Source organism: Halomonas halmophila (genome assembly GCF_006540005.1).
Classification (GTDB): Bacteria; Pseudomonadota; Gammaproteobacteria; order Pseudomonadales; family Halomonadaceae; genus Halomonas; species Halomonas halmophila.
Genome location: NZ_BJOC01000010.1, coordinates 130,942 through 148,730 on the forward strand (window position 1 = coordinate 130,942; position 17,789 = coordinate 148,730).

Sequence of the window (17,789 nt, forward strand, 5' to 3'; positions counted from 1 at the left end):
TACTCAACTCTCTCACTATCCTTTATTAAAGTTTTCTCAACTGATGGTGTTGCGGTATTCGGTTCTACCGGCTTCGCCTGTTGCCGGCTGCTTGCGTTTGATGACGGTCATGCGAGTCAACCGCGGGCTTCGGGTTGATGGCGACATGAGTAAGGAGAGCTGCAATGACTGATGCAGTAGCTCAGGGCGGGGCGGATAGCGACACCCGGGCAGGCCGCAACCGACTGATGCAGCGCCTCGCCACGCGCTTTGCCGCCCTGGTGGTGGTGGTCATCACCCTGGGGAGTCTGGTGTTTGCCATCGTCTCGGCTATCTGGTTGTACACCTCTTCCCTGGAGCGCGCTGAGGCGACGGCCCGGGCATCCCTCGAAGCCGCAAGGCCGACCCTTACCAGCACGCTCTGGAAGTACGACTATACCTCCCTGCGTCAGCTGGTCGGCGGTCTCGAGGGCATACCCGAAATCGGTGCCATTCAGGTACGCACCAGTGACGGCGAAACCCTGGGCACTGCCTTCGATACCGCGACCGCGGATTTTGAAATGGCAATTCGCGAGACGAACTTCGAAGGCAAGGAGCTGCTGATCGGGCAACTGAGTGCCAGGCTCGATCGGGCTGCCGTCCAGGCACGCATCGAACACTTGCTGCTTGTGCAGGGTGCGATATTCATCGGTTTGATCATCGTCATCTACCTGTTGGTGCGCTGGACCTTTCGGCGCCTGGTGAACACCCCGTTGCGCGGGCTCACCGATTTCGTCCTACGCTCCGATCTGTTGACCACTGGGCCTGAGCTTCGTATCAGCGACGGCCCCGGCGGTGGCGCGCTGGAATTTCAGCAGCTCGAACGCGCCATCAATGATCAACTCCGCGATCACCGTCGCGATTGGCAGGAGCTGGAGGAGTACAAGGCGAGCCTGGAAGACAAGGTGGCCGAGCGCACCCGGCAGCTCGAAGCCGCACAGGATGAAATCGTGCGCAACGAGAAGCTGGCAGCCCTGGGGGCTCTGGTCGCGGGCGTCGCGCATGAGCTCAACACGCCCATCGGCAATGGCCTCACTGCGGCATCGACGGCGAGTGAGACGGTACGCGCGGCCGAGCGCGAGCTCGCCGAGGGCACCCTGACCAAGAGCCGGCTGGAAGACACCCTGGCCAGCACGCGCGAAGCCAGCGATATCATTACCTCCACCCTGGGGCGGGCCCGTGAGCTGGTGGGCAATTTCAAGCAGGTCGCCGTCGACCGCCAGAGCGAGAACCGTCGGCAGTTCGCGCTGAATGAGGTCATCGAGGAAACTCTGGCCACGCTGCAGCCATCCATGAAGAAAACGCCCTATCGGGTGGAAACCGACCTGACGGTCGGGTTGAGCATTGACGGCTATCCGGGGCCGCTGGGTCAGGTGATCACCAATCTGTGTGACAACGCCGTGCGTCATGGCTTCGACGGGCGAGACACTGGCCGTGTGCTGATCACCAGCGCGGCCACCGACGATGACCAGGTACGGATTCAGGTGCGGGACGATGGCCAGGGTATCCCGGACGCCCATTTGAAAAAGATCTTCGAGCCCTTCTTTACCACCAAGCTGGGGGCAGGTGGATCGGGTCTCGGCATGTCCATCGTCCATCGCCTGGTCACCCAGGTCATGGGCGGGCGCATCGATGTCGAATCCCATCCCGGCGAGGGCAGCGTCTTTACCATTGTGCTGCCGATCAATGCGCCCATCGCGGCTGAACCCGATTCCACCAGGGAGGAATAACGCATGTCCCTCGATTTTCTCGCCGACGACACGTCTGCCCAGCCGAGTCAGGGCACAGGAGTGCCCTGGAAAGTCCTCATTGTCGATGACGTCAAGGACGTGCACGACACTACCCGGCTGGCTCTGCAACAGCTGACGTTCGAGAGTCGGGGCTTGCAGTTTCTCCATGCGTATTCTGCCGAGGAAGCGCGGGGGCTGTTCGAGGAACACGCCGATATTGCAGTGGCGCTGGTCGATGTGGTCATGGAAACCGAGGACGCCGGACTCGTTCTGGTGCAGTGGCTTCGCGAGACCCACGGCAACAATCTGGTGCGTATCATTCTAAGGACGGGCCAGCCCGGTTATGCGCCCGAGGCGGAGGTGATCGACCGTTACGAAATCGATGACTACAAGGACAAGACCGAGCTGTCCCACACCAAGCTGACCACGGCACTGATCTGCGCCTTTCGCGGCTATCGCCAGTTGGAAGCGCTCGAGCGCAACCGTCATGGCCTGGAGCGACTGATCAACAGCCTTAAGACCCTGTATTCTCGGCAGGCTCTGGACGAATTCGCTAATGCGATTCTCCAGCAACTCAGTGCGCTGCTGGACGTCGAACTCGACGGCATGGTGTGTGTCGTGGATCAGTCCAGGGGCTCCCAGCAGTCGCTCAATCGCGTTCTGGCGGCCGGTGGGGCGCTTGAGTCGTATACCGGTCGGCTCATCGATGAGCTGCCGGATCAAGAGTGTGCCGATCTCATCCGCCGCTGCATCGAGCAGGGGGAGACGCTCTGGGAGCGCACCGGCATGGCGCTCGCTCTGATCACCGGCGCGGGCACCCAAGGGGCCGTCTTTCTCAAGGCGCCGCCCGAACGCATCGCCGAGGACGATGCGAATCAACTGCTGCGGCTATTCACGATGAATGCCTCTGTGGCCTACGACAACGCCACCCTGTTCGAAGAAGTTCACACCCTGGCGTTCACGGACCCCGCCACCGGCTTGCCCAGTTTCAGTGCATTCTGCAAGTCGTTCGAGACGGCTCGTGATGAAGAGCGCCCTCTGATGCTGGGGCTTTTCGATGTCTATCGCTCGCGGGAAATCGCGCATGGACTGGGGGAGGAACGCACCGAACGAATGATGCAGAAGATCGGTGAGCGTCTGGCTACGGAGCTGGAGGAAGTCATCACGGTGGCACGCCGGGAGAGCGATGAATTTGCCATTCTATTCGAGCTTGATGCGGATCTTGACCCTCATGAGCTCATCGCCCGCATCGATGAGATATTTCATGAGCCCATCGAGCTGGATGATGCCAGCCTGATGGTGCGCGGTCGCCTGGGGCTCGCCCGCCAGGGCATCGACGGTGATGACCCGCGTGAGCTTGCCCGTTACGCTGCCATTGCGCTCAATGAACTGCGACGGCAGGGCCACGGCAGGGCAAAGCTGTTTCAGCCGGAACTGCAAGCGATCGCCAGCGAGCGCCTGCGCCTGGCCTCCATGCTTACGCGCACCTCAGGGGAAACCGAGACCCGAATGGTGTTTCATCCCGTGGTCGATACCCAGAGTGGCGTGACGACGGCCGCCGAAGCGCTGATCCGTTTTATTGGGCCGGATGGCACCCCATTGCGCACCGACAAAATGATCGATGCCGCCGAAGCCAATGGCATGATTGTGGAGATCGGTGCCTGGGTACTGCGTGAGGCCATGCGTCAGCATGTCATGGTCATGGATTCCGGTTCGCCGCATCGGCTCAACGTCAACCTGTCACCGGCCCAGATTCACACGCCGCGGATCTACGTCGATATCGAAAAGGGGCTGTCGGAGAGCGGTCTGGACCCGGCGCTGTTGAACATCGAAGTGACCGAGAACCTCTTTCTCGACAACGATGATGAAACCCTGGCCCTGCTGCGCTGGTTGCGCGAGCGTGGGGCGCGTATCTACATCGACGACTTCGGTACCGGCTATTCCTCGCTGAGTTACCTCGGCAAGCTCCCGGTGGATGGCCTCAAGATCGATCGCAGCTTCGTCATGAACATGGATGAGGACACTGAAGCCGCCGCGGTCGTGGGGTCGGTAATCGCCATCGGGGCCAAGCTGGGGATGGATGTCGTAGCAGAAGGCGTGGAAACGGAAGAGCAGCGGCGGCTGCTCACCGATCTGGGGGCCAACAAGTTGCAGGGCTTTCTCTTCACCAAGCCGTGCCCGGCCGAAGAACTGAGACAGTTTCTCGGCGGTCGGCAGCTGTGAATGGATGGAGCACGCCAACCTCAGCCGTCGGCGTGTCCGTAGTACCCTGGCAAATCCCCTGGAGGTCATCATGCGCTGCACTCGAGTCATCCTGGCGTTGCTGACGGGCCTGCTGCTCCCCTCGGCCGGCGGAGCTCATGCCGACAGGATCGTGATCGCTTCCGATGAATGGTGCCCCTACAACTGCGAGCCGGGCAGCGACAAGCCGGGGTACGTGGTGGAACTGGCACGGCATATCTTCGAGAAGGCGGGGCACGAGGTGGTCTACAAGACCCTGCCCTGGCAACGGGCACTGCAGGCCGGCATGGATGGTGACGTGACGGCGGTCATCTCGGTCAGCGAGGAACCCGAAGGTCGGCAGATGATCAAGCCACGCGAGCCCATGGGACTCTATCAGGTTGCCTTCTATACCCGGACCGACAGCAACTGGCAGTATGACGGCGTCGACTCGCTGAAGGGCAAGGCGATCGGGGTCATCGGCGGTTATTCATACTTTCACGCGTTGGATGCCTACATTGCCCGGCGACCCGACAAGATCAACACCAACCGCGGTCCAACGGCCCTCGAACGCAACCTGAAGATGGTGGCCAACGGTCGCCTCGAAATCACCATGGATAACAGTGCCGTGGCCAATTACACCATCGTGCAGTCGGGGCTCGAGGACAAGCTGCGCCTGGCCGGCAAGAACCCTTCGGCCACGACATTGCATCTGGCCTTCACGAAGGAACAGCCGAACACCGCTCACTACGCCCGGCTCTGGACCCAGGGGATTCGCCGCCTGCTCGAGTCCGGCGAACTTGCGACTTTCCTGGAACGTTATAATGTCGCGGACTGGCACCGGGAATGAGTGGACTCCGTGACCTGTTCCCTTGCCTCATGACGCTTGTCGCGAGCCGTCGCGGTAATCGAGCAACGCCTGGAAAGGCATCGGTCTGGCGAAATAAAAGCCCTGGACGATGTCGACGCCGGCCCGGCGGATGACGTCGAGTTCTGCCTGCGTTTCGACGCCTTCGGCAACGACGCTCAAGTCGAGTGCGCGTCCCATCTGGACGACCGCACGCACCAGAGCCTGATTCTGGGGAGTAGCATCGATATCCTGGATAAACTCGCGGTCGAGCTTCAGCCCGCGACACGGCATGTGCGCCAGGCGTGACAGCGACGAGTAGCCCTTGCCGAAGTCGTCGATGATCAGGTCAACGCCCAGGGATTTCAGCCATTCGAAGCCCTCTTCGTTCTTCGTCCACTCCGACTCGGTGATCTCGAAGCGCATCTCGACCGCTTCCTGACAGTTGACTGTCAGTCTGTAGATCAAGGGTTCCAGCCGCTCCATGGCATAGAGCTGTTCGGGACTGAGGTTCACCTGCAGGGCGAGAGGGGGCGCATGGGGCTCACGCATTCGCGTCGAGGCCAGATCCCGGCACAGCGCCTCGGCCAGAGCGTCGGCCACGTCATGAATCAGGGGCGATTGCAAGGCGAGGGGCAGGAATTCGTCGGGCCCCAGAAGGCCGTGTTCGGGATGATTCCAGCGCGCCAGCACCTCGGCACCGATGAGCCTGCCACCCGGTATTTCGACGATGGGCTGATAATAAGCCTCGAACTGCCCCTGTGCCAGGCCTTCACGGATGGCGTTCTCACGTTGAACCCGGCGATCGCTTTCGCCGCGATCCAGGGGGTCGAAGTACTCGATACGGGGGCCCGGGACCTGTTTGGCGCGGAACATGGCGCGGTTGGCCGTGCGGTGCAGGATCTCCAGGACGTCTTCATCGCTGTGTGCGGAGAAGTCGTGAATATCCGAGCGTGCCAGCCCGATACTCGCGGCTAACCGGACATTGGCCCCGTCGATGTCAAAGGGAGACGAAAAGGCCTCCGTCAAACGGGCGAGCAGGTCTTGCCGGTCGTCTCCCGTCGGATCGATGTCGATGAGGATACCGAATTCGTCGCCACCGATGCGGCCGATCGAGCCGCCTTCGCGCAAGGCGTAGTGGAGGCGGCGGGCGACGAGGTCGATGATGCGGTCGCCCCCGGGGTGACCCAGGCTGTCGTTGACGGCCTTGAAGTTGTCCAGATCGAGAAATCCGTACCAGAAGGGGGCGCCGTCGCGCCGTGCCGCGATGATGCGCGTCATGAAGCGTTGCTGGAATTCCTCGCGGTTCGGCAGGCCGGTCAACTGGTCGAAGCACGCCCGATAGGCGAGAGCATCGCGGGCCTCCACGAGTTTCTGGTTCCAACGTCCATGCAGCCAGCCATATATCAGGGCGAATTGCAGGATGACCACGGCCACACTGGTTACCGCGACGAACTTCAGTAGATGCAGCTCCGGTATGGCAAAGGGGTGCGGGACCCAGGCGGATAGGCTGCGAGGCTCGAGAGCATAGAAGCCCCCGACTGCCAGTATGACCAGCAGCGCCCAGCCGATACCGGCACTGGTACTGTGAATCACCAGCGCAAAGATGGGTACCGTCACCATCCATAACAGGCTGGGAGCCGCGATGCCGCCGGTTAGCCAGGAGAAGGCAAAAACGGTGCCGAAGAGTCCAGTTGTCGCCACCAGGGCACCGAGGCCCAGGTTGCCCCGGCTTTTCATGAGCAGCGGCCCGCACAGGATGGCCAATCCGCCAACCACGGCAATCAGGCAGGCCAGGTAGGCGGTCATGAACAGGTAGAAAGCAGAGGCACACCAACCGATCGCCACCACGCCGATGGCGAAGATCACCAGCAGTCGTGCGCGGTACTCGTCGATCGAGTCGGTACTCTTCAGCTCGTCGGGAACAAAGCCGCTCACGAACCGGCTGTGTACCGTACGTTCTATCCAGTGCAAAATCGTCCTGGGACCCAACAAGTATGTTTGTTTCACCGGATTGGTTGCCGTTTGTCGTTATCGGGCCGGGTGACGTTTGTCGAGAGGGTAGCGTGCAACAGCCCGTCGCCATCCTGAACAAGGAGCAGGGCCATCCAGCTGGCCGAATGCCATCTTCCAAGGATGGTATCCCGCACGCTGCTTGTCCAAGATGGTGGACCGGCTAGCCCGAGGTCGGCGGCGTCATGAATCCGTGGGGGGCTGGTATGACGCGAAGACTTCCTGACCGGTGAGGTTGTGGGTGTCATTGCCGAAATGGTACCAGGCAGGTTTTTCGTCGATGAATATCTGTGAATCCAGCGTCCAGGCTTCCCCCTGGTCGACGAGGCCCGCCGGCACGCCGTAATGCTCTCCGGTCTTGAGCCGGTAGAAGAGGTGGGTGCCGCAGTGTCGGCAGAAGCCGCGCTCGGCCCATTCGGAAGAGGCGTAAAGGCTGACCTGGTCCTCGCCTTCCAGCGTCACGCGACGCACGGATTCCATTGCCAGCAGGGGGCCGCCACCCCAGATGCGGCACATGCGGCAGTGGCAGGCGACGACGTTCTGGCGCTCGGCCTCGACGGCGAGCGACACGGCACCACACAGGCAGCTGCCGCGCAGTGTCATGGCATCGTTCATGGTTATCTCCAGCATGGCCGAGCACCTTGCTCGGCCGCCAAGTGAATAAAAGACAGGTAGGGATTCGCCCCTACCTGCAGCTGGTACGACCGGTCGGGGCGGCGCCGGGGCAAGTGGGCGTACTCGGCCAATGTAGCCTGATTACCTGCCTGGGAGAAGCGCCGGACCCTGTGCTCAGTATAGCGAGGTGTGTGTTCAGAGTTGGCCGAGGACCGTTTCGGCACTGCTCTGGTCGACGCCCTTGGCATCGACGCCGAGGTATTCCACCACACCGTCATTGGCGATCAGCGCAAAGCGCTTGCTGCGCGTACCCATGCCGCCACCACTGGCATCCATGTCCAACCCGAGGGCGCGGGCGAACTCGGCGTTGCCGTCGGCCAGCATGGTGAATTGCTGTGCGTTCTGGTCCTTCTGCCAGGCGTCCATCACGAAGGCATCGTTGACGGCCATGCAAGCCACCACGTCGACCTTGTCGAGAAGCTTGTCGGCATTGACCACGAAGCCCGGCATGTGGGTATTGGAGCAGCCGGGAGTGAAGGCACCGGGAACGGCGAACAACACGACTCGCTTGCCGGCGAAGAGCTCGCCGGTGGCGATGTCCTGCGGTCCCTGGTCGCCGTTGGTCTTGAGGGTGATGTCGGGGATGCGGTCACCGATGGCGATCGTCATTTCAGGCTCCTTTCACTTTGGATAGAGACGGCGAGACGCCGCCGCTCTGTGCAGGTCCAGCATGGCCATATATGAGAGGCTGTGCAACGTGGTGAGCCGGGGTATCACCGCAACACTGGCGGTTGGGGCTGACCCGTCGGGATGGATGGTGGTGCCAGTCTTTGCTGTCTGGAGAACGCAAAACGCCCCCGGCGCCTTGCTGCACCGAGGGCAGGGCCCGGACGGCCACTCTCAACGCAGCGAGAGGGCGCCGGACGCGTCGTCGCCGGCGGCATTTCGGTAAGCCGCCGATTCTTCCGCCTCGACTTCGGGGGAGAAGCGCACCACCAGGGCGCAGAGCGCAGCGAGAATGACCGCAACTCCCAGGTAGAACAGTCCTTGCTGATAGCTGAGCGATTCGGAGCGGAACAGGAAGCCGGCCGCCACGGCCCCGGCGTTACCCCCTGCGCCTACGATGCCGGCCACGGCACCGAGTGCCTTCTTGTTGATGAAGGGTACGACCCCGAACGTCGCCCCTTCCGCCATCTGCACGAAGAGGCTGAACACCAGCATGATGGCAATGGCCAGGGTCAGCACATGCATCTGCGAGAAGAACATCAGGGCGATGCCCTCGCAGAGCATGGCAATGAACAGCCAGCGGACCCGGCCTTTTAGGCCGCTATTGCGGGCAAACAGGTCGGAGAAGATGCCCCCCAGGGTACGGGCGAACACGTTCATCAGACCGAACAGGCCGGCGATCAGGCCGGCGGTGGCCAGCGTCAGGTCAAAGTTGTCGAAGAAGTAGATGGCCGCGATGTTGTTGATGGTCAGCTCGACGCCGAAACTGGCCGCATACACCACGAACAGCGCCCATACCCGGATGTCCCGGGCAGCCGTGGCGAAGCTCTGGCCCATGCCGTGCTCCCCCCTGGCGGCCGGGAGTTCGCCACGCGCGCGAAGTGTCTCGAAGTTGCCGTCGGGCGCATCCTGGGTAAAGAAGTAATAGCCGATGCCGCACAGGAACAGCACGATACCCGGTACCACCATGGCCAGTCGCCAGCCCAGCGCTTCGTTGACGCCGAGCATCAGGATGCCGGAAAAGATCAAGGGCATCAGGATCTGGGTCGTGCCGCCGCCGAGGTTGCCCCAGCCTGCCGAAGTGGCGTTGGCAGTGCCGACCACATTCGGGGCGAACATGATTGAGGTGTGGTACTGGGTGATCACGAAGGAGGCGCCAATGGCGCCGATGGCCAGACGGGCCAGCAAGAAGGCTTCGAAGCTCTCGACCAGTGCCATGCTCATCACCGGCAGGGCGCCCAGACACAGCAGCCAGGTGTAAGCGCGGCGTGGACCGATACGGTCGCAGAGCACGCCGATGGCCAGGCGCACCACCACAGTGATGGCCACCGAGGCAATTATGGTATTGCCGATCTGTGTCTTGGTCAGGCCCAGGTCGTCACGTACGACGGCCATGAGTGGGGCGATGCCGAACCAGCCGAAAAAACAGATGTGAAAGGCGAACCACGAGAAGTGGAAGGCGCGCATCTGTGGCGTCTTGAGGGTGAACAGGCGAATCCTGTTGGCCTTGTTGCGGATTTCCATGAAGAGCCTCGTCGAGTGATTGTCGAACAACACGAGCCGGGCCTTCGTCATTGAAGGTCGGGTTCGACGCACTCGTACCCCAGGGGCCTGGTCCACGTCCGCCACTGCTTTCCCTTGAAGAGGCATGGATCCTGCCATTCTCAGAGAATGGCTTTTTTATCAGCAGGTTATTGACGTTATGTGACGAAAGAGACGAGGCGGCATGGACAGCAATGACGCAACGGGGTGCGGTTCATGGAAGGGCTGCCCCAGCATGGTGCCGAAAAGGCCGCCTTCACTGCATGGCGAAGTGATTATTCGCTTCGGGGCAGTTCAGATAGCTGGACTGTCGGAGCCATTCCTGATCGGGGTAATAGGTGAAGAGGTACTGTTGATTCTTGATGCTGTCGATCAGCGGGCGGGCCACTTCCTGACGCACCGCCGGACAACCGTGGCTGCGTCCCAGGCGGCCGGCCTTGTCGATGAATTCCTCGCTGACATAATTGGCGCCATGCATGACGATGGCCCGATCATAGGCACGGTCGTTGACACCCGGCTCCAGCCCCTTGAGGCGCAGGGAGTAGCCGTTGCTGCCTTGATAGCTGTTGAGGGTGCGAAACAGACCGATGCTCGACTGATGGCTTTCGGGAATGTTGGAAAAGGTGGTGGCCATGTTGTCGCCGGAGCCCTGCCCGTGGGAGACCAGTTCGCGGAACATGAGACGCGCTCGGTCCAGATCGAAGACCCAGAGCCTGGGCTCGGTGGAGGGTAGCGAGAAGTCGATGACCGCTAGACGCTCGGCGCCGGGATCGGCACAGTCAAGGGCGCGTGCCGCGAGATGGAGTACGCCGGGGTTGGCTTGCGGTGCCAGACGCGTCAGTTCCTGTGCCAGAGGAGAGTGATCGAATTGCCGGGGGGAGTAGGCCTGGTCCATGAAGTCGCCCGCCTGCAGCGGAGAGATAAACAGCGCCAGGGCACCGGTCAGCAGGCAGCCAACACCCTGACGGAGCTTGTAATATGACATCCCGCGAGTTCCCGTCGGTGATCATCTGGACTGGACCCTGGGTCCAGCGAAGGATTCGTCCTGGCGCGTGTTGAAGCGGCGCCTCAAGGCAGTATTATGGCAATATTGGCCAGGATGGCCAATATTGTCGACTATTTGCAGGGAGATTACCTCATGTTCGCCGCCGATGTTTGTCGAACAGCCCGATGTCGCAAGGTTCTGGCATTGGGAGGCTGGCTGATGCTGGCTGCGCCGGCCCTGGCCCAGTCGGAGGCGCCTGGAGCGTTGTCGGGCGAGGCCTGGCAGACGCAGCTGGCCGATGCCTCAGCGCGACTGAGCCGGCTGTACCAGGTGCGCAGTGAACGGCCCATCTGGCAGGATGCCCAGCGCGTGGAAGCCCTGGTCCAGGCCCTCGGGAAGCTGGATGCCGATGGCCTCGTCCCCGAGGATTATCGGCCCGGTGAATTACAGGAGAAGGCGCGGGCGGCGCTCGCGGATCCTACCAATGCCGAGGCCAGGGCACGCTTCGAAATCCACGCCAGCCGTACTATGTTGATGGCATTGACGCATCTGCAACGCGGCAAGGTGGATCCGCAGCGGCTCTCCTCTGACTGGGAGCTGGATGTCGAGCCCCCGGACCTGGACATGGCGGCTATTTCACAGGCCCTGGACAAGGGAAACGTCGAGGCAGCATTCGATCAGGCACGCCCCTCTTTCGACCCCTACCAACAGCTGCGCGAGGGCCTGGCGCACTATCGCCGCATCGATCGACAGGGAGGCTGGCCGACCCTGAAGCATGAGGATGTCCTGCGCCCCGGAGACAGCGGCGAGAGTGTCGAGCGTCTGCGCGAGCGGCTGGCGGCCATCGGCAATACGGAGGTCGCGGCGGCGGACGCCAGTTTCTATCCGACCATCGAGCTGAAGGCGCCGAACCCCCACGCTTATGACGACACCCTGGTCGAAGCCGTACAACGATTTCAGCGTCACCACCTGTTGGCTGACGATGGCATTGTCGGCCCCCGGACGCTCAAGGCGCTGAACATGAGCGTCGATCAGCGCATCGACCAGATTCGCGCCAACATGGAGCGGGCACGCTGGTTGCTGCATGGCCTGCCCGAGTCGTTCGTGCTGGTCGATATTGCCGGCTATGATCTGCGCTACTTCCGTCCCAATGGCGAGACCTGGCGTTCCAGGGTCGTGGTCGGGCGGCCGTATCGTCGTACGCCGTCAATGCGTTCGGAAATCACGCACTTGACCATCAATCCCACCTGGACGGTACCGCCGACCATCATGCGCGAGGACGTGCTGCCCAAGGTGCGGCGTGATCTCGGCTATCTTCAGCGCCAGAACCTCTCGGTGCTGAGCCCTTCGGGCGAGCGGCTGGATCCGCAGAGTGTCGACTGGTCGAATCCGGGAGGGGTGATGTTGCGTCAGCAGGCCGGGGCCAGTAACCCGCTCGGCCGGCTGGTCGTGCGTTTCCCCAACGACCAGATGATCTACCTGCACGATACGCCGTCGCGGGGGCAGTTCGCGCGTTCCAAACGCGCCCTGAGCTCCGGCTGTATTCGGGTGGAAGGCGTCATGGAACTGGCCCAGCTACTATTCGACGACACCGGTACGCCAGCCGATGCCAGTCGCCTGGTGGCCGATGGGGAAACACGCAATGTGCTGCTGGACCGCCATGTGCCGGTGGTATTGCATTACTGGACGGTACAGCCCGAGCCCGATGGGGAGCTGGCGTTTCGTCCGGACATCTATGAACGCGATGATGATCTGGTGGAGGCGCTGGACAAGCCGATCACCCTATAATCCAGACGGTAACGCCCCACCGTCCTGAGGAGGGTGGGGCGTCGCGTCGTTGGTGGTGGCAGTGTCGCCGGGGCGTCAGCCTTCGCTGTCGTCGTCGCTGTCGTCCCTGTCGGTGACGCTGGCCACGACCGTACCTGTCTGACCGCTTTCCAGGGCTGCCAACATGGGTTCGGCCTTGCGCTTGAACTCGGCCAGAGCCTCGCCGTGCAAGCTGCCGCCTTCCGGCAGTTCGACATTCATGGCGTTGACGGCCTGATTGTCGACCAGGACTTCATAATGCAGGTGCGGGCCGGTACTGCGTCCCGTATTGCCGGATAGCGCAATACGCTCGCCCATCTCGACTCGCTCGCCACGACTTACCACCGGCTTGGAGAGGTGGAGGTAGCGCGTCTTGTAGCCATTGTCGTGACGAATCACGATGTAGCGTCCTGCCGCGGGGTGATTCCCGACCAGTTCGACACGTCCAGCAGCCGGTGCCTCGACCTCAGTGCCTGTGGGCACGGCGAAATCGGTCCCCTTGTGCGGACTGATGCGCCCCGTGACTGGATGGTGGCGGCGCAGGTTGAATGGCGAGCTGATGCGGTACTGGCCATCGAACGGGTAGCGCTTGAAAGAGGGCTTGAGTCCCTTGCCTTCCGGGGTGTAGAAGTTGTTGTCCTGCGGATTGCGCACCAGGGTGATGTCCATGCGTGAGCCGTTATAGTCGACGGCGAGGATGCGCGGGTCAAGAGTATGGCCGTCAATGATGTCGGACTCGACCAGGACCTCGAAGCGATCACCGCGCCGGGTGTCGCGACGGAAGTCGAGTTTTTTCTCGAGCACGTGCGACAGCCTGGAGACCTCCGAGCTGGTTAGCCCCGTGGCCTGCGCCGAACGAGCGAAACTGCCGCTGACCGTGCCGGCATAGAGTCTCTGGGTCTGCTGGCCGGCACGCTCGATGGTGGAAACTTTCAGGCCCTCGTTGCTGCGCGTAACCAGAAAGCCGTCGCGGACATTGCTCATGATGCGAAACTTGGCCAGCTTGCCCGCTTCGTTGAGCTGGTAGTCGAACTGGTCGCCAATGTTCCAGCGTGTCAGCAGCTTCTTCTTTGGCAGTTCTTCCAGCAGGTTCGAGATCTCGGAATAGCCCAGGCCGAAGCGCTCCTGCGCCAGCTCGGTGAAGGTGTCGCCGGACTCGACAGTATAGGTTTGCCATTCGGGGACGAAGGGTTCGTCGGCGGCGATGGCCTGAGCCAGCTGGATCGGGCCGTCGTCGAACAGCTGCAGCTCGTCCTCGTCGATATCCTCGTAGGAGGTCGCGTCGACCATCAGAGGATCTTTGGACGGGGTGTCGCTGTTCAGATTCCCCAGGACCACGGCAATCTGTCGAGCGCTTTCGTCGATGTCCGGCAGTGGTGAGGTCTTTTCGACACTGGTGACGGCAAGCGCCGCTGCAGGCTCGACCCGGGGTGTCGTCTGGTTATCCGCCTTATCCGCACTGGCGTGAACTGGATTGATGAAATCGGCACTCACCACTTCGCTGGGGTCGAGTTGCGAGAGCGGGATGTGCTGGCGGGTTGCATCCATGGCGCGTGATGCGGCATGGATCGCTCTGGACACCGGGGTCTGGTCCATGGCCAGGGAGGGAACGCCCGGACTGCTGTCCGCCTCGAGCGGGATCATGATGGTCTTGGTCTGAGCGGTCGTGTCCTGTTCGTACTGGGCTTTGTCCAGCGTCGCGACAATCTTGTGAGCGCCCAGCACGGTGACCACGGTGGCAACCGGTAACAACAATAACTTGTGCGTGCGGGGCAGCGAATGAAGGATTCGCATCATGTAATTGGGCCGTTGTGACTGTGATGAATAAACAAAAATGACATAGAAATAGGCATGCGAACCTTAACCGATCAAGCTGGTAGTGCCTAGTCTATATATTTTTACAGTACACGAACGGCTTGCCTCGAGAGTGCCCGGGGCAAGAGGTGTGTCAGCAATTCAAACAGCGTTTGCTAATCCGCACCGTGGCATGCCGTCATCTCGCCTGGCAAGCCTGTGTGGCGAAAACAAGCATGAACTGTCGATCTGGCATATTTATCGGGTTATTCTTCCAACCTACCGTTAATAAAGCCTTTTCCCATGAAAGCGGCGTGGCAATCCAAAGCCCGGAGATGCCCGCTGCCGCTTTCAGAGCCAGGGAGTCAGGTGCTGAATCAGGGCGCACGAGGCGCTGAATGTGCCCTCATCAGGCGGGCGAAACTGCCAGGCTGCCGTCCCGATAATCGCGCATGGCCTGCTCGATTTCGTGTTGATGATTCATCACGAAAGGGCCGTGGTGGGCGATGGGTTCGCCATGTGGCTCACCGGCCAGCAACAGCAGCTGTGTCGCTTCACGGCCGGTCAACGTCAAGGTGTCGCCGGGGCCGAAGGTGGCCAGTTCCCCCGGGGCAATGGAATCGCCGTTGGCGTCGAGGCTGCCCGCGAATACCAGCGCCAGGAGTGTCGTGGCGGTATTCGACAGGCTCAGGGACGCTTCGCTGTCGAGCCGCAGGTGGGCGACAGCGCCCTGACCAGCCAGGGCATCGAGGGGGCCATTCAGACGCTTTCCGTCGAGGACCTGCCAACTGCCTCCAAGCGCCGTCAGGGTCGCGCCGTCCTGTGCATGCTGCGGCATCTCGGCAGCCTGAACATCTCGATAGGTGGGGGCGCTCATCTTGTCCCGGGAATGCAGGTTGAGCCACAACTGAAAGGCATGCAGACCCTGGTCATCCGTGAAAGGTGTTTCGCCATGGATGATGCCGCGACCGGTATGCATCCATTGGGCATCACCGGCGCCGATGCTGCTGTGATGGCCCATGTGATCCTCATGACGCAAGCCGCCATGCAGGACAAAGGTCAGCGTCTGAATGCCGCGATGGGGGTGCGGCGGAAAACCGCCGATGGCGTCGTTTTCGGGAGCTGCGATCAGCTCGTCGAGCATCAGGAAGGGGTCGATGCCGCCGTCGAAATCGTGCAGACGCTGGATGGCCACGCCATCGCCATCACGCGAAGGATGGCTGTGCCGGCGGCGAATGACGGGGCGCAGAGTGGGAGTGGTCATGGTCGTAATCTCCACGTTGGAGGGTATGGGTGGCATTTTAGTCCAATATTTTCGAAAATTAAGCGCATAGATTTGCGCTTTTGATTCGAGGAAATCGAAAATGTCTCGCGTTACGCTCGCTCAATGGCAGATGCTCGCCGCCGTCGTCGACCATGGTGGCTTTGCTCGCGCTGCCGAGGTGGTTCACAAGAGTCCTTCCACGCTCAATCACGCCGTACACAAGCTGGAGGAACAGTTGGGTGTCGAGGTGCTGGAGCCATCCGGACGGCAGGTACGCTTGACCGAGGCAGGGGAGCTCCTGCTGCGGCGGGCACGTCAGTTGCTCGAGAATGCCGATGCGCTGGAGGATGTTGCCGAACGCCTCGGGGAAGGGCTGGAGGCGGAAGTCGTGCTGAGCGTCGATCAGATCTTCCCGCCCGATGCACTGGCGAGCGCCATGGAAGCCTTTTCGAGGGACTACCCGCATGTGCGCGTGCAGTTGCACGAGTCGGTGCTCAATGGGGGCGTGGAAATGCTCTACGATGGCTCGGCGGATCTGGTCATCTCGGGGCTGGCGGCACAGGGCTTTCTGGGTGAGCCGCTGGTCTCGGTGCGTTTCATTGCGGTGGCGCATCCCGAGCATTCTCTCCACCAGCTGGAGCGCGTGCTCGACTTGCGCGACCTGGAACAGCATCGCCAACTGGTGGTGCGTGACTCGGCACAGCGCCAGCCCCTGAATGCCGGCTGGTTGAAGGCCGAGCAGCGCTGGACCGTCAGCCACCTGAGTACCTCCATCGATATGCTGGAGCGGCGGCTGGGCTTCGCCTGGGTCCCCGAAACCCTGATTGCCGCCTCCCTGCAGAACGGCCGCCTCAAGCCCTTGCCGCTTTCGGTGGGCGGCACCCGCGAGGCGCCGATGCAGTTGATTCATCGCGACCTGGATCGGGCCGGACCGGCGACGCTTGCCATGGCGCAGCACCTGAGGGAGGCGGTGGCGACATGCCCCGATGGGCGAAGGGTCGAAAAAGTCGAACAATGAGCGGCAAAAACTGCGCTTGAGCAGCGAACTTTTCGGCTTAAGCTGGCATCAATTCGATGATCGGAGGATAGCCGCATGGGTTTGTTGATTGAAGGGCAGTGGCATGACCAGTGGTACGACACCCGTCGCCATGGCGGCGAGTTCGTGCGTGAGTCGGCCAAGTTACGCGACTGGGTGAGCCGCGATGGCGCACCGGGACCGGATGGGCAACCGGGGCTGTCGGCCGAGGCTGGCCGTTACCATCTGTATGTCTCGCTGGCCTGCCCCTGGGCGCATCGCGTGCTCATCATGCGCCGATTGAAGGGACTGGCGTCCCTGCTCGATGTCTCGGTCACCAGCCCACTGATGCTCGACCAGGGCTGGAGTTACCACCGCGACGAAGGCTCGACTGGCGACCCGCTCAATGGCGTGGTGTTTCATCATCAGCTGTACACCCTGACGGACCCTGCCTATACCGGCCGCGTCACCGTGCCGGCGCTGTGGGACAAGCAACAGGGGCGTATCGTCAACAATGAGTCGGCCGAGCTGGTACGCATGCTCAATACGGCCTTCGATGACGTGACCGGCAACTGCCTGGACCTGTACCCGTCCGATCTGCGCGAGACCATCGACGCCGTCAACGCCGAGGTCTATGACGACGTCAACAACGGGGTCTACAAGGCCGGCTTCGCCACCGACCAGGGGGTCTACGAGAAGCATGTCACGGCCTTGTTCGAGACCCTGGACCGGCTGGAGCAGCGCCTCGATACGCAGCGTTACCTGGCCGGAGAGTGGCTCACCGAGGCGGATATCCGCCTGTTCACCACCCTGGTGCGTTTCGACGCCGTCTATCATGGCCACTTCAAGTGCAACCTGCGGCGTCTGGAAGACTACCCGAACCTGTCGAACTATCTGCGCGAGCTGTATCAGTGGCCGGGCATCGCCGAGACGGTCAATTTCGACCACATCAAGCGTCACTATTACGTCAGCCACGGCACCATCAATCCCACCGGCATCGTCCCCGCCGGGCCGGTCCTGGGCCTCGAACGCGCCCACGACCGCGAACGGCTGGTCGGGAAGGGGATCAGACAGAACGCAGCGTAGCTGCTTGAAGAGGGAAGAACGGCGCTACGCGCCTTGAAGAGGGAAGAACGCGGCTGGCGCCGCTTGAAGAAGGAAGAACGGCGCTTCGCGCCTGGAAGAAACCCCTTGACACCACACACCCTGGCATC

Annotated in this window: 13 protein-coding genes; 6 read left to right on the forward strand and 7 right to left on the reverse strand. The window is 61.9% G+C overall.

The window, feature by feature from the left end; all coding sequences use genetic code 11:
* Nucleotides 1–164 precede the first annotated feature (164 nt).
* The 3 genes from HHA01_RS02715 to HHA01_RS02725 all read left to right on the forward strand — a co-directional run bounded on the left by HHA01_RS02715 (nt 165) and on the right by HHA01_RS02725 (nt 4,818).
* Entirely contained in the window at nt 165–1,748 is a 1,584-nt protein-coding gene (locus HHA01_RS02715) for a sensor histidine kinase (RefSeq protein ID WP_141317565.1), read from the forward strand.
* Nucleotides 1,749–1,751: 3 nt separating this feature from the next.
* The gene (locus HHA01_RS02720; protein ID WP_141317566.1) at nt 1,752–3,971 is read left to right on the forward strand and encodes a GGDEF/EAL domain-containing response regulator; all 2,220 of its coding nucleotides are present in this window, start codon (nt 1,752–1,754) and stop codon (nt 3,969–3,971) included.
* 70 nt (nt 3,972–4,041) lie between these two features.
* Nucleotides 4,042–4,818, forward strand: coding sequence for a substrate-binding periplasmic protein (locus HHA01_RS02725; protein WP_170214821.1), 777 nt, complete (start codon nt 4,042–4,044; stop codon nt 4,816–4,818).
* Between the two features lie 27 nt (nt 4,819–4,845).
* Here the strand turns inward: HHA01_RS02725 and HHA01_RS02730 are convergent, their stop codons facing one another.
* The 5 genes from HHA01_RS02730 to HHA01_RS02750 form a co-directional block, all read right to left on the reverse strand.
* Nucleotides 4,846–6,753, reverse strand: a complete 1,908-nt coding sequence (locus tag HHA01_RS02730; RefSeq protein ID WP_141317568.1) for a putative bifunctional diguanylate cyclase/phosphodiesterase — start codon at nt 6,751–6,753, stop codon at nt 4,846–4,848.
* A 258-nt stretch (nt 6,754–7,011) separates the two neighbouring features.
* Nucleotides 7,012–7,443, reverse strand: coding sequence for a GFA family protein (locus HHA01_RS02735; protein ID WP_141317569.1), 432 nt, complete (start codon nt 7,441–7,443; stop codon nt 7,012–7,014).
* Nucleotides 7,444–7,638: 195 nt separating this feature from the next.
* Entirely contained in the window at nt 7,639–8,112 is a 474-nt protein-coding gene (locus HHA01_RS02740; RefSeq protein ID WP_141317570.1) for a peroxiredoxin, read from the reverse strand.
* 231 nt (nt 8,113–8,343) lie between these two features.
* Nucleotides 8,344–9,693, reverse strand: coding sequence for an MFS transporter (locus HHA01_RS02745; protein ID WP_141317571.1), 1,350 nt, complete (start codon nt 9,691–9,693; stop codon nt 8,344–8,346).
* A gap of 274 nt (nt 9,694–9,967) precedes the next feature.
* Entirely contained in the window at nt 9,968–10,696 is a 729-nt protein-coding gene (locus tag HHA01_RS02750; protein ID WP_141317572.1) for a murein L,D-transpeptidase catalytic domain family protein, read from the reverse strand.
* 219 nt (nt 10,697–10,915) lie between these two features.
* Here HHA01_RS02750 and HHA01_RS02755 point away from each other — a divergent pair, with 219 nt between their 5' ends.
* Nucleotides 10,916–12,484, forward strand: a complete 1,569-nt coding sequence (locus tag HHA01_RS02755) for a L,D-transpeptidase family protein (RefSeq protein ID WP_246053790.1) — start codon at nt 10,916–10,918, stop codon at nt 12,482–12,484.
* 75 nt (nt 12,485–12,559) lie between these two features.
* Here the strand turns inward: HHA01_RS02755 and HHA01_RS02760 are convergent, their stop codons facing one another.
* Both HHA01_RS02760 and HHA01_RS02765 read right to left on the reverse strand, forming a co-directional pair.
* Nucleotides 12,560–14,299, reverse strand: coding sequence for a peptidoglycan DD-metalloendopeptidase family protein (locus HHA01_RS02760; protein ID WP_141317574.1), 1,740 nt, complete (start codon nt 14,297–14,299; stop codon nt 12,560–12,562).
* 406 nt (nt 14,300–14,705) lie between these two features.
* On the reverse strand, nt 14,706–15,560 hold the full coding sequence (locus HHA01_RS02765) for a pirin family protein (RefSeq protein WP_141317575.1): 855 nt from the start codon (nt 15,558–15,560) through the stop codon (nt 14,706–14,708).
* 100 nt (nt 15,561–15,660) lie between these two features.
* Between HHA01_RS02765 and HHA01_RS02770 the strand changes: the two genes are divergently transcribed.
* Together HHA01_RS02770 and HHA01_RS02775 are read left to right on the forward strand one after the other, a co-directional pair.
* A complete protein-coding gene (locus tag HHA01_RS02770; RefSeq protein ID WP_141317576.1) occupies nt 15,661–16,578 on the forward strand; it encodes a LysR family transcriptional regulator in 918 nt (305 codons plus the stop codon).
* 75 nt (nt 16,579–16,653) lie between these two features.
* Complete coding sequence (locus HHA01_RS02775) at nt 16,654–17,661, forward strand: glutathione S-transferase family protein (RefSeq protein ID WP_141317577.1); 1,008 nt, start codon at nt 16,654–16,656, stop codon at nt 17,659–17,661.
* Nucleotides 17,662–17,789 lie beyond the last annotated feature (128 nt).